We start from the raw sequence: 12413 nt of genomic DNA on the forward strand, positions 1-12413 counted from the left end.
AGATGAGGTGCATCGAATGGCAGCCAAACTCGTTGGGTTGCATGGAACACCGCGATCCACGGCGCCCGAACCTGAGGAACACGATGGAGCAGCAGCCACCGGAATCTGAAGTGGGGGCAAGCAAGCCTGTCGTCATCATCACAGGCGCCACCGGTAATCTCGGCAGTTCGATCGCCAAAGCCCTGGCAGGGCAGTATCGAATTGTCGGGATCGATCGCTCAGCCAAGAACACCGATTTTCCAGTTTTCGAGGCAGACTTTACATCCGACGCTTCCGTTGAATTTGCTTTGCATCGGCTCGCAGATGCGGTGGGTCGCCGCATTGCCAGTGTCATCCATCTCGTCGCCTATTTTGATTTCTCCGGGCAAGAGAACCCGCTCTACCAATCCGTGAATGTCGAAGGAACGGGTCGCCTGTTGCGCGGACTGCAGTCGTTCGAAGTGGAGCAGTTCGTCTATGCGAGCACGATGCTGGTGCACGAGCCTTGCCGCCCCGGCGAGCGGATCGATGAAAGCCAACCTCTTGGGCCACGTTGGGCCTACCCGATATCCAAGCTCGCGGCGGAGGACATGATCAGGGCCGAGCGAGGACAGATACCTTGCGCCATATTGCGCCTCGCGGGCGTCTATGACGAGCACTCGACCGTGCCCACCATGGCCCAGCAGATGACCAGGATCTACGAGCGCGAATTCGAGAGCCTGCTTTATTCGGGAAGCCCGCTGGTGGGCCAGACCATGCTTCACCGGGAGGATCTGCTCGACGCCATTACGCGCACCGTTGAGCGGCGAAACACCCTGCCACCGGAATGCGCCATGCTGATCGGAGAGGCGGACGCCATGGGATATGACGCATTGCAGGACGAGATCGGGTACATCCTCTATGGTCAGAAGGATTGGCCGACCATACGCGTGCCGAAGCCGATTGCGGCCGCAGGTTCCTGGGTCCAGGAAAAGCTGGAGCCGATTATTCCCGATGCGGTGGATGAAGGAGAGGCGCCGTTCATCAAGCCTTTCATGGTCGCACTCGCCGATGATCACTACGCCCTCGACACCAGCAAGGCCCGGCGCCTGCTTGGCTGGGAGCCTCGGCATCGCCTCAGGGACGAACTTGCCAAACTTGCCGGCGCACTGAAGACCGACCCGATGGGTTGGTATGAGCGACACAGGATCGAGCCGCCCAAATGGGTGGAAACGGCGGTAGATTTGGGCGAGGACCCCAGAGAGCTTCTGACCCGGCATCGGGAGCAGGTGAGCCAGCAGCATCGCAGCAACCGGTGGGCGCACTTCCTCAATATCGGCCTCGGGACCTGGCTTGTTACCCAGCCTGTGCTGGTCGGCGTGGCGGAGCCGTTGCTACGCTGGAGCGAAATGATCCTGGGTATCGCGCTCATGGTCAGCGCGGCGATCGCGCTGTCGCAACGAATGCCATGGGCTCGCTGGATATCTGCTGGCATCGGCGCCCTGGTGATGGCAGCACCGATCCTGTTTTCCACCAGCAATAGTGCAGCCTACCTGTCCGACACGCTGGTCGGAGCGCTGATCTTCGGCTTCGCGGTCTGCCTCAAGCCCGAACCGGGATCAACGGCTCTGGCCACCCTGACGGGCCCCGACGTGCCGCCGGGTTGGAGCTACAACCCCTCGGCCTGGACACAGCGCATCCCCATCATCATCCTGGCCATTGTCGGGCTCTATGTGTCCCGATATCTCGCCGGCTATCAGCTCGGACACATTCCCCATGTGTGGGAGCCGTTTTTCGCCGGGTCGCTCAGTGATCCGCGCAATGGCACCGAGGAAATCATCACCTCATCGGTGTCAAAGGCTTGGCCGGTCTCCGACGCCGCTGTGGGAGCCTACACCTACCTACTGGAGATCCTTACCGGGCTTGTCGGTTCGCGCATGCGCTGGCGCACCATGCCGTGGTTAGTGGTGCTGTTCGGGTTGATGATCGCGCCACTCGGCATCATCTCGATTTACTTCATCATCATCCAGCCAATCGTCATCGGGACATGGAGCACCCTCGCGCTGATCGGCGCGGCGGCGGTTCTGGTGCAAATTCCATACTCATTGGACGAAATCCTGGCGACGCTGCAGTTCGTGCGCCGCCGGGTCCAACTGGGCCAGAACGGGTTGGCCGTGCTCCTGCTCGGCGATGGCGAAGAGGCGCCGGATGCCGACGGAACGGCGCCGGCCAAGGACGAGTTCGACCGCCCACCGGGTGCGATAATTCGAGACGTGTTTTCCGGCGGCGTCAGTCTGCCGTGGAATCTCGCGCTGTCTGCCGCAATCGGCGTGTGGCTGATGTGCACGCGGCTGACGCTGGGAACCGAAGGAGCCATGGCGAATGCGGATCATTTGATCGGCTCTCTCGTGCTCACGGTGGTTTCCGTGTCGGCGGCCGAGGTGGCGCGACCGGTTCGCTATCTCAACACGCTGCTGGGTGCTGCGCTTGTGGTAGCGCCGTTCCTTTATGGTGCACCGCTCCTGTCCGGTGCCCTGAGTGCCGCGGCCGGCGTCGCGTTGATATTGCTCAGCCTGCGCCGGGGGCCGATCCGGGAACAGTATGCAGGCTGGAGCCGCTTTATTCGTTGATCAGCGCGTTCCCGCCACAGGCGCGCTGGCCAATCATTGCCAGCGCGCGCCGTGGAAAGTCGGTGCTATGAGGAGACCGGAGGCATTGGCTTTTTTGGAGTGTTGTGCAGCCGTGGATCGACTGGGGGAAGTTCATCAACCCGTTCGCCGAGTGGCTGAGGCTTGGAAAGGAACTCGATCTCTCCTTTTCCATCCTGGGAGGGTCCGCTTGCCCATTGGCCTTCCTGGCTCGCATTACCGTCAGAGCATTTCCAGTACTGGTAAGCTACCTCGGACTTTTCCTGTTCCTGCGGGAAGCTCATGGGCACCGGGGTTTGCCCGAGGCCATCCATCTCAAGTTCTTTGATGGCAGCCAGCCATTGGTTCTGGTGCATGGTGTCGCGGGCAATGAGGAAGGACAGCATGTCGCGAACGCCGGGATCATCGGTCATTTCATAGAGGCGCGAGACCTGCAGCCGGCCCTGCGATTCAGCCGTAACATTGAACCGGAAATCCGCCATGAGGTTGCCCGAGGCAATGGTGTAGCGAGAGGTCCAGGGAAAGCCGACGCTGTCGTTGGGGGTGGCTCCTCCACCCGAAACAATTGCGTGTTGCGGGTTCATGCCTGCTACGATCACATCCTCAACCCTGGCGCCGCCCATTACTGCGCCGACCACGGAATTCTTCGCAGCATTTTCCCGTGCCTCGACTGGGGAGTTTTCCAGCAGGCGGGCGATCATTGTCGCCAGCATCTCCACATGCGCGATTTCTTCGGTACCGATGTCCAGGATCATGTCCCGGTACTTGGCTGGCGCACGGCAGTTCCACCCCTGGAAGAGGTAGGTCATCATTACGCTGATTTCGCCCCATTGCCCTCCAAGCACTTCTTGAAGCTTGTTGGCATAGACCGGGTCCGATCGTTCCGGACGAGCGTTGTATTGGAATTGGCTGGTTCTGAAGAACATTGAAATATCCTTTTCGAGGCTAGATCAGCGCCTAACCAGCGGGGCGCTGCGGTGTTCCGCAAATCACCCAAGTCAATACTCCTCGTGAGAAAATGCACGCCGTCCTGCCGGGCGGCGGCATGGCTCCATACGGTCGCCTAGGTCAGAACGACATGCTGAGTCAGTTCTTCGATCGTGGTGTCGGCTTTGGCCACATCAAAGACCTTGGTGCCGTGGCTCATGATCACGAAGCGGTCGCAGACCTGGTAGGCGTGATAGAGGTTATGGGTGACCAATACGCTCGAAACGCCCTCCGACTTGAGCTTGAGCACCTGGTGCAGGAGAGCTTCGGTCTCGCGCACCGACAGAGCGGACGTGGGCTCGTCCAGCAGCAGCACGCGACGCTTGAAGAAGACGGCGCGGGCGATGGCGACGGCCTGTTTCTGGCCACCGGAGAGGTCTCCGACCAGTTTGTCGGGACTATTGATGCCAGAGATGTGGACAGCGCTTTCAAGCACCTGCATGGCGATCTCGCGCATCTGCTTGAGGTCGAGAAAGCCGAAGCGGTCGGTCAGTTCGCGGCCCAGGAAGATATTGCGCGAGATGGAGAGGCAATCGACCAGGGCAGTGTTCTGATAGATCGTCTCGATGCCGGCTTCGGCGGAGTCGCGGCGATTGGCGAAATCCTGCCGCTGGCCATCCACCGAGATATAGCCCGAACTGGGCCGGTGGATGCCGGAGATCATGTTGACCGTGGTGGATTTGCCAGCGCCATTGTCGCCGAGCAGGCCCACGACTTCGCTATGGCCGACCTCGAAGCTGAGATCGGTCAGCGCTTTAAGCGGCCCAAAGGTTTTGTTGATGTTGTGCAGAGCGAGCAGGCTCATGTGGATGCTCCCCGGCGGTCGAGGCCATGGTTGAAGATCGAGGCCACCACGATCAGCGAGGCGATGAACATGTCGAGATAGAAGCCGGGCGCGCGCAGAAGTAGCAGCACGTCAGTGATGGTGAAGATCAGCATCACGCCAAGGAAGACGCCAAGGATCGAGCCGCGGCCGCCGCGCAGCGACAGCCCGCCGATGACACAGGCGGCGATGGCCTGGAGTTCGAGGCCGGTCCCCTGCCCCGGCTGGACGGAGCCGACGCGCGTGGTGGCGAGAATACCGGCAAAGGCGGCCATGAAACCGGCAATGGCGAAGGCCATCAGCTTGATGCGGTTGGTATTGACCCCGATGGCGGTGGCCGCAGAACGATTGCCGCCGGTGGCAAAGACGTGATTGCCGAAACGGTGGCGGTGCAGCAGCGCATAAAACACCAGACACAGGGCGATGAACCAGATGAAGGCTGCGTTGATGCCGAGGATCGTGCCGGAAAAGAGTTCGTTGAACACCGGGTTGGGATCGAAGCGGACCTGAATCGCGCCATTGAGCAGCAGTACCGCCCCGCGCCAGAACAGCAGGCCGCCAAGCGTAACGATGAAGCTGGGCAGGTTGAAGCGCAGCGTCAAAGCGCCGTTGAGCAGGCCGATAGCGGCGCCGATCAACAGTCCTGCCGGTGCAGCAAGAAAGGCATCGACGCCATTTCCTACCAGCATGGCCATGACGACGGCGGTGAAGGTGTAAACCGAGCCAATGGAGAGATCGAATTCGCCGGCGATCATCAACATGCCGGCGCCGAGCGCCAGACACCCGAGCACCGGGACCGACCGCATCATGATGCCCATATTGGCGGGCGAGAGATAGCGGAAGTCATCGGGGAACAAGAGGCCGCCGGCAATGCAGGCGATCTGTACCAGGACGAAGACCAGCAGGATGGCGCCCGCCGGCATGGAAAGAAGGTCATGGAGCCGCTGGGCTGCCGTTCGCCTGGGCGTGGCGGCGCGATCGTGGGTCATCTCGGTCACGGTCATATCCGGTTCGTAAGAGGGTTGCCCCGGCGCAGAACGCCGGGGCTCTCAGATCAGCGATAGGTGCCGATGAAGGGCTTCACGACGCCAATGCGTTCCTGATTGAGGAATGCACCCTGGCCGGTATCGACGTCCGTCGGGGTCAGGCCATAGCGTGCGGCCATGGCGATCTGGGCGATCGGATAGTAGCCCTGCAGGTAGGGTTGCTGGTCCATGGTGGCGAACATCTCGCCCGATTCCACCGCATTGACGATTTCAACGGCAAGGTCGAAGCCGCCGAAGGGCACGTCGACGCCTGCGTCCTTAATCGCGCCCGCGCCAACGGTCGAAGTGACCGAGCCGGTGCCGAAGACGGCCTTGATGTACGGGTTGGCGATCAATGCCTGGGCCATGATGTTTTGCGCTTCAGCCGGATCGAGACCGGCACGCACGGTTTCAACCTTGATGCCGTGTTCCGTCATTGCGCGTTCAATGCCGCCGCCACGGGCCACGGCGAAGCTGGCTTCGGGGATTTCCCGCGGGTTGAAGACGGTATCGCCTTCCTTGAGATCGAATTCTTCGATCATGCGGATACCCAGCTCGTACCCCGAGGCTTCCTCGTCCATGCCGACATAGGCTTGGCGGCAATTGCCGTCGGCGCCCTCGAGGTCGTCATTGTTGAAGCCGATGACTACGATACCGGCCTCCACTGCCGCGCAGATGCTTTCGTCGAAAGCGTCCGAGCTGGAGATGGCGACAGCGATGCCGTCGACACCGGTTGCCATGGCGCTCTCGATCAGGTCGTTCTGGCGGACCGGATCGTTGTTGGCATATTGCACGTCGAGATCGACATTGAAGGCGGCTGCGGCGTCCTGGGCGCCCTTCACCACCGGATTGAAGAACTGCACGCTGGGGTCGAGATAGATGATCATGGTGGCTTTCACCGCATCATCCTGCGCCATGGCGCCCCCGGCAGAGGCAAGCATGGTGCAGCCGGCCAGCAGGCCCGCTGTCAGTTTGGTCAATTTCATTGTAGTCCTCCCTTTGGGTGAAACGGGCCCTCCTCAGGTCCCGCTGGTGGCGACACGCTTTGGGTCAAGCGCAGCGCCAGACTCCTCCTTGTCCACCGCGTCATTCCCGCGAAAGCGGGAATGACGCGGTGGATTGAAATTCTTCCTCATACCGCGAACCACGGCGTGGGCTTGCCAAGCGTCATGTGCAGGCCCTTGAACTGGGAATATTCATCAAAGCCGAAGCGGCCGAGTTCGCGGCCCGTGCCGCTTTTCTTGTAGCCGCCGATGGGCAGTTCCGGCGTGCCGTCGATCACCGAATTGATCCAGCAGCGACCGGCGCGGATCTTTCGCGTGGTCTGGATGGCGTTTTCGAGATTGCGCGACCAGACGCTGGCCGACAAGCCGAAGGGCGTGCCGTTGGCGAGAGCCACCGCTTCATCGGGCGTGTCGAACCCGATGGTGGCCAGCACCGGCCCGAAGATTTCCTCCTGGGCGATGCGCATGTCGGGCCGCACTTTGTCAAAGACGGTAGGGGCGAAGAAATTGCCCGATTTGGCATCGACCATATCGCCGCCGAGCAGTAGTTCGGCGCCTTCTTCGACGCCGGCCGCCACGTAGCTGGCAACCTTTTCCAGATGCGGCTGCGAGACCATGGCGCCAAAGCGCGTGCCCGCCCCCAGCGGATCGCCGAAGGGCAGCTTGCGTGACAGATGGAGCAGGCGTTCGAGCAGCGCCGGGCGAATGGAATTCTCGACGATCAGGCGGCTGCCGGAAATGCAGCACTGGCCGGCATTATGATAGACGCCATAGGCGATGCCATCGGCGGCCGCTTCGAGATCGGCGTCGGCAAAGACGATCTGCGGCCCCTTGCCGCCAAGCTCGAGGCCAACCCGCTTGACGCCGGCAGCCGCAATGCCCGCCAATTGCGTGCCTACGCGGACAGAACCGGTAAAGGCCAGCACATCGACGCGCGGGTCTTCGGCCAACACCTGGCCCACGGCTGGGCCATAACCGGTGATGACGTTGAACACGCCCGCGGGAAGGCCCGCTTCGAGCGCCAGTTCAGCGAGGCGAATGGTGGTGCCGGAGGTGAATTCGCTGGGCTTGACCACGACCGTGCAGCCCGCCCCCAATGCCCACGGCACACGCTCGGAAACGATGATGAATGGGAAATTCCATGGCGTGATGATGCCGACGACGCCGGCAGGTTCGCGCAGCACGAGCCCCAGGCGGTTTTCGCCGATATTGTTGTGCGTCGAGCCTTCGAGACCGCGCGACTGGCCGGCGGCGTAGTTCCACAGGTCGGCGCAATAGCCGATCTCGCCCTTAGCCTGTTCCAGCGGCTTGCCGGTTTCCAGGCACTCGATCAGACCCAGCTCATCGACATGATCGAGAATTTTGGCGGCAACCGCGTGGAGAATGGTCGAGCGTTCGGCGCCGCTCATCTTGGACCAAGGGCCATTGTCGAACGCCTGGCGCGCAGCGGAAATGGCCAGAAACGCATCAGCCGTGCTTCCAGCGGGCCATTCGCCGACCACCTTGCCGCGATGACCCGGGCTTTCGCGCGTCACCGTTTCGCCCGATTGCGCATCGACCGACTTGCCGTTGATCAGCATACGATAGGCGCGTTTACTCGCCAGCCGCGGATCACTAAGGTTCGGCGCAACGAAATTGTCCTGAAAGCGTGACTGCATGACCATCGCAATGGTGGGCTGATCCCACCCTCCCCGAGCATATCGGACGTTTTACACGCCCTGTATGGAATTGTATGGTACCGTATGGCGCATCGACTCTAGATGTCAATGCCATGGACGAGATGTAATATGACTATTGAAATGCAGACGGCCGAGAGCGGCGAAAGTGCCGCCGCGTCGATCGAAAAAGACCTTCGACGCGCTATTATCGAGCTGGAACTGTTACCCGGATCGCGCTTGAGCGAGCAGGAAATCGCCACCCGATTGGGCGTGTCACGGCAACCGGTGCGCGAGGCGCTGATTCGACTGGCCAATTCGCGGCTGATCGAAATCCGGCCGCATCGCGGCACGGTGGTGGCGCGCATTTCGGCCAAGGAGATGACCGAGGCGCTCTTCGTGCGGCAATCGGTGGAGATTGCCGTCGTGGCCAAGGCCGCGGAAAACTTCGATGCCTGGCAGCGCAAGCGGATCGCGAGCCTAATGGCCAAGCAGGAAGAAGCGGCCGAAAAGCTCGACCATGCCGGGTTCCGCGAGCATGACGAAGCGTTTCATTTCGCCGTGGCGCAGGGGGCGGGCGTCAGCATCGCCTGGATCGCGATTGCCGACATGAAAACGCACATGGACCGGGTCTGCAACATGACGCTGCAAAGCGAGGCCGACATGAGGCGCCGCGTGCGCGAGCATCGTGCCATCATGGCGGCGATCGACGAGCATGACGTGGAAGGCGCCAAGCGTGCCATGGCAGACCATCTGGGCAGTATTCTCGACGATCTGCCCGAGCTGGAAACGAGGCACGCCAGCCTGTTCATCTAGGCCGGCTAAACGCGATGCTCTCTAGCTTGAACGCCGGAGGCTCCCCGTGCCGCCCGAGGCCTGAACCGAGCGGGTGCCGGCATCGATCGCTCTAGCGAGGCATGTTCGAACATCTCCGCCGTCGAGCCAGGCATGAAGAAAACCGGCATTGAAGGCGTCGCCGGCCCCGGTGGTGTCGATCACATCAACACTCGGGCTTGGCAGATGCAAGGTCTCGCCGGAAGCAGTGACCATGCCGCCATCGCCACCGCATTTGAGTGCCACGACGGGAAAGTGCCTGGACAGCACCATCAGCGCTGCTGCGGGATCCTTGAGGCCGGTCAGAGCTTCGGCCTCTTCCATGTTGGGCATGAAGATGTCGGTTCCGGCCGCCCTTTCAAAGAACATTGGGTCGCGGATCAATTCGTCGTCCCAGCTTGGGTCCAGAGACACCGACAATCCCTGGTGTTTTGCCGCCGTGATCGCATCGGTCATTTCGTGTAGCGTCGCATATTCGGCGATGTGAAGATGGGCAGCATCGACCCAGCCGAGGCTGGCCTCGAAACTGGCCGGACGCGCATGGCCCGCACGCCGGGACAGGAACGCCCGGTCGCCGTTCTGCACCATGACTACGGTCAGCTGCGGCCCTGCCGTCTCGTGGCGATCAAGGAATTGCAGGTCCAGTCCAAGGTCTTCGATCTTGCCGGCCAGCGATTGCGAGAGGTCATCGGTGCCGAACCGCGCCAACAGCGCCGCGGGCCTTCCGAGCGCTGCCAGATGCGCGGCCGTAATCAGGGCGCCACCGCCCGGCGTCAGCGCGAACTCATCGGCAAAGAGCTCGCGCCCCAGTTGCGGCATGCCGCCAAGGCCGCGAAACACCATGTCGCAATAGATGCGACCAAGGCTCAGCACCGCCCCGGCCTTCGGTCTGGTCGATGTCATGCGTGGCCCAGCGCCTTTTCACTCGCCGCATCGAAGAGGTAGAGGGAGCCCGGTTCCGCCTGCACCGAAACCGTGCTGCCGATTGCCGGCACAACGCGGCCCGGTGCCGTCGCGATGACGAGATTGTTTCCCAGGCGCAAATGCACCAGCGTTTCCGATCCCAGAGGCTCCACCGCCTCGACCATGCCCGAGCCGCTTAGCCCGGCGCCGCCCGTCCCCTCCGCCACTATCAGATCGTGCGGACGGATGCCGATGAGCGCCTTGCCCTGGTGCGGCGGAAGCGTCAGCCCGCTGATTTGAACGCCTTCGACCGTCAGAACGCCGCCGGCAACCTGGCCTTCGACCATATTCATCGAGGGGCTGCCGATAAAGCGGGCGGTAAAGACGTCTACCGGGTTCTCGTAGAGGTCCGTAGGCGTACCCACTTGCAGGATATCACCATCGCGCATGACCACGATCTTGTCGGCCATGGTCATGGCTTCCACCTGGTCGTGCGTCACGTAGACGATGGTGGTGCCCAGACGACGATGGAGGCTCTTGATCTCCATGCGCATTTGCGACCGCAGTTGCGCGTCGAGGTTGGAGAGCGGCTCATCGAAAAGGAAGGCCACGGGATCGCGCACCATGGCACGGCCAATGGCCACGCGCTGCCGCTGCCCGCCCGAAAGCGCTGCCGGCCGGCGATCGAGCAGCTTTTCCAGCCCCAGGATCTTGCCGGTTTCGGCGATCCGCTGCTGCTTTTCTGCCTTGGATAGCTTGGACGTATAGAGCCCGAAGCCGATATTCTGGCCAACTGTCATATGCGGATAAATGGCGTAGTTCTGGAACACCATGGCGATGTTGCGCTGCTTGGGCGCGCGCTGGTTCACCACCTCGTCGCCGATCAGCAGCTTGCCGCCCGAAATGTCCTCCAGTCCCGCAATCATGCGCAGCGTCGTGGACTTGCCGCATCCGGACGGTCCGACAAAAACCACGAACTCACCGTCCTCGATGGTGAGATCGATGCCATGGACGGCGCGGGTCTTGCCGTATTCCTTTACGAGGCCCTGTAGTTCAATCTTGGCCATCAAGCAGTTCCCTTCAGTGCGCCGAAGCGCTCGTTGAGCATGCGCGCGGCGTCAGCCTGGCGGCGCAAAATGGTTTGGTGTTTCCCCGCGAGGTTGGTCGCATCCTTCCGGTAGCCGGCGATTGCGGCTCCGAGCGGCTCCGGCGCTGGGCCGCCGAAGCGGTTGCGCACCGACACGAAATATTCAGGCGAAACGATCTCGGCAAAGGCGGCTCGGTCGAGCGCGCTCTGGCGGCCCACTGCCTTTTGGAATGCCTTGGCGAAAGGCTCGAAGCCATCGGTGACCAGGTCACCGTTCATCGCCACAACGGACTTGGCGACGGCAGCCGCGATCTCGTGCCCCTCGCGGAAGGACAGCCCCTCGCGCCGCACCAAGCTATCGGCCAGTTCGGTAATGGTGATGCAGGAGCGGCTGATATTGGCCCGCACCCGTGCTGGATCGATGCGGATCTGCGCCACCAGCGCGGCAAGCAGATCGAGCACGCGATAGGCGCTCTCGAAGGCCTGATAGCCCATGGACTGCGTCTCGCCCTCGCTGTCGTTCATGTCGGTGAAGGGCGTGTTGTGCATCACGCTCAGCATGGCCTGCGCCCGGCCATAGGTCTGGCTCGCCAGATGCCGCAAATGCTCGATCGGCACCGGATTGCGTTTTTGCGGCATGATCGAGGAAATCTGCACAAGGCTGTTGGGCACGTAAATCTGCCCCACCTCAAAACTGGTCCACACCTGGAAGTCCTGGATGGGACGGCCAAGATGGAGGAACATCAACTCGATAGCGCTGTAGGTGGCGGTGATGTAATCGACGCCGGCAATGCAGGAATAGGAATTCTGCAAGGGCGCGGCAAAGCCGAGCAGTTCAGCCACAAGTGCCCGATCGGTGGGGAAACCGGTGGTGGTGATCGCCGCGGCGCCCATGGGCGAAAGATCGACAATCCGGTAGGCGTCAAACAGCCGCTCGATATCGCGACCGACGAATTCTATGATCGCTGAAAGATAATGCCCAAAGGTCGTCGGCTGCGCCGGCTGGCCGTGGGTATAGGCAACGACCAGCGTGGCCTTCTCGCGCTCGGCCGCTTCGATCAGCGCGGCGTGCAGCTTGAGTGCCTTGTCGATCAGCAGATTGAGCCGCTCACGCAGGCCCAGCTTGAACAATGTATGGTCGATATCGTTGCGCGAGCGCGCCGTATGGAGCCGCCCGCCGAGATCGGGACCGATGCGCTTTTTCAGTTCTTTCTCGATGAGGAAGAAAAAATCCTCCACCTCGCCGGTATAGACGAGTTCCGATGGCTCGATCTCGGCATCGATGCTGTCCAGCGCCCCGGCGATCTCGCGCGCCTGTTCGGCGTCGAGAATGCCGGTTTCGGCCAGCATCACCAGATGGGCCCGGTCGATGGCGCGAAAGCCTGCCACATGATGGTCCTTGGCGCCGTCAAACAGCGGGCGCAGCACGGTTTCCTTGTAGACCGGATCGGGAAATACGGAAATGTCGGCTGAACGGGGATCGGTCATC

10 protein-coding genes are annotated in these 12413 nt (G+C 61.8%); 2 read left to right on the forward strand and 8 right to left on the reverse strand.

Annotation, left to right across the window (positions count from 1 at the left end; translation table 11 throughout):
• The first annotated feature begins 83 nt into the window (after positions 1 to 83).
• Entirely contained in the window at positions 84 to 2588 is a 2505-nt protein-coding gene (locus C8264_RS08570) for an NAD-dependent epimerase/dehydratase family protein (protein ID WP_108460553.1), read from the forward strand.
• 65 nt (positions 2589 to 2653) lie between these two features.
• On the opposite strand, the gene C8264_RS08575 is transcribed toward C8264_RS08570, so the two are convergent.
• The 5 genes from C8264_RS08575 to C8264_RS08595 form a co-directional block, all read right to left on the reverse strand.
• Positions 2654 to 3532, reverse strand: a complete 879-nt coding sequence (locus C8264_RS08575; RefSeq protein ID WP_108460554.1) for a manganese catalase — start codon at positions 3530 to 3532, stop codon at positions 2654 to 2656.
• A 137-nt stretch (positions 3533 to 3669) separates the two neighbouring features.
• Positions 3670 to 4398 (reverse strand): ATP-binding cassette domain-containing protein, encoded by a 729-nt coding sequence (locus tag C8264_RS08580; protein ID WP_108460555.1) that lies wholly within the window; start codon positions 4396 to 4398, stop codon positions 3670 to 3672.
• Positions 4395 to 5339 carry an ABC transporter permease gene (locus tag C8264_RS08585; protein WP_425430671.1) on the reverse strand — a complete coding sequence of 315 codons (945 nt, stop codon included), beginning with the start codon at positions 5337 to 5339 and terminating at the stop codon, positions 4395 to 4397. The genes C8264_RS08580 and C8264_RS08585 overlap by 4 nt, the downstream gene beginning before the upstream one ends.
• Positions 5340 to 5470: 131 nt before the next feature.
• The gene (locus tag C8264_RS08590) at positions 5471 to 6427 is read right to left on the reverse strand and encodes a sugar ABC transporter substrate-binding protein (protein ID WP_108460557.1); all 957 of its coding nucleotides are present in this window, start codon (positions 6425 to 6427) and stop codon (positions 5471 to 5473) included.
• Positions 6428 to 6573: 146 nt separating this feature from the next.
• Complete coding sequence (locus tag C8264_RS08595) at positions 6574 to 8103, reverse strand: aldehyde dehydrogenase family protein (protein ID WP_245892991.1); 1530 nt, start codon at positions 8101 to 8103, stop codon at positions 6574 to 6576.
• Between the two features lie 129 nt (positions 8104 to 8232).
• Between C8264_RS08595 and C8264_RS08600 the strand changes: the two genes are divergently transcribed.
• The gene (locus tag C8264_RS08600; RefSeq protein WP_108460558.1) at positions 8233 to 8916 is read left to right on the forward strand and encodes a GntR family transcriptional regulator; all 684 of its coding nucleotides are present in this window, start codon (positions 8233 to 8235) and stop codon (positions 8914 to 8916) included.
• Between the two features lie 21 nt (positions 8917 to 8937).
• Here C8264_RS08600 and C8264_RS08605 read toward each other — a convergent pair whose 3' ends face one another.
• The 3 genes from C8264_RS08605 to argH are packed head-to-tail and all read right to left on the reverse strand — an operon-like array spanning position 8938 to position 12412.
• Positions 8938 to 9837, reverse strand: coding sequence for a carbohydrate kinase family protein (locus C8264_RS08605; RefSeq protein WP_108460559.1), 900 nt, complete (start codon positions 9835 to 9837; stop codon positions 8938 to 8940).
• Positions 9834 to 10904, reverse strand: a complete 1071-nt coding sequence (locus C8264_RS08610) for an ABC transporter ATP-binding protein (protein ID WP_108460560.1) — start codon at positions 10902 to 10904, stop codon at positions 9834 to 9836. The genes C8264_RS08605 and C8264_RS08610 overlap by 4 nt, the downstream gene beginning before the upstream one ends.
• Positions 10904 to 12412: an argininosuccinate lyase gene (gene argH, locus C8264_RS08615; RefSeq protein WP_108460561.1), complete on the reverse strand. Its 1509-nt coding sequence runs from the start codon at positions 12410 to 12412 to the stop codon at positions 10904 to 10906. Before argH ends, C8264_RS08610 begins: the two co-directional genes overlap by 1 nt.
• Position 12413 lies beyond the last annotated feature (1 nt).

The sequence above is a fragment of the Devosia naphthalenivorans genome, from assembly GCF_003056355.1.
In the GTDB taxonomy this organism is placed as follows: Bacteria; Pseudomonadota; Alphaproteobacteria; order Rhizobiales; family Devosiaceae; genus Devosia; species Devosia naphthalenivorans.

Bases quoted from the DNA above. Each gene is read 5' to 3' on its own strand.
- C8264_RS08570 (WP_108460553.1), top strand. From the start codon at position 84: ATGGAGCAGCAGCCACCGGAATCTGAAGTGGGGGCAAGCAAGCCTGTC.
- C8264_RS08575 (WP_108460554.1), bottom strand. From the start codon at position 3,532: ATGTTCTTCAGAACCAGCCAATTCCAATACAACGCTCGTCCGGAACGA.
- C8264_RS08580 (WP_108460555.1), bottom strand. From the start codon at position 4,398: ATGAGCCTGCTCGCTCTGCACAACATCAACAAAACCTTTGGGCCGCTT.
- C8264_RS08585 (WP_425430671.1), bottom strand. From the start codon at position 5,339: ATGCCGGCGGGCGCCATCCTGCTGGTCTTCGTCCTGGTACAGATCGCC.
- C8264_RS08590 (WP_108460557.1), bottom strand. From the start codon at position 6,427: ATGAAATTGACCAAACTGACAGCGGGCCTGCTGGCCGGCTGCACCATG.
- C8264_RS08595 (WP_245892991.1), bottom strand. From the start codon at position 8,103: ATGCAGTCACGCTTTCAGGACAATTTCGTTGCGCCGAACCTTAGTGAT.
- C8264_RS08600 (WP_108460558.1), top strand. From the start codon at position 8,233: ATGACTATTGAAATGCAGACGGCCGAGAGCGGCGAAAGTGCCGCCGCG.
- C8264_RS08605 (WP_108460559.1), bottom strand. From the start codon at position 9,837: ATGACATCGACCAGACCGAAGGCCGGGGCGGTGCTGAGCCTTGGTCGC.
- C8264_RS08610 (WP_108460560.1), bottom strand. From the start codon at position 10,904: ATGGCCAAGATTGAACTACAGGGCCTCGTAAAGGAATACGGCAAGACC.
- argH (WP_108460561.1), bottom strand. From the start codon at position 12,412: ATGACCGATCCCCGTTCAGCCGACATTTCCGTATTTCCCGATCCGGTC.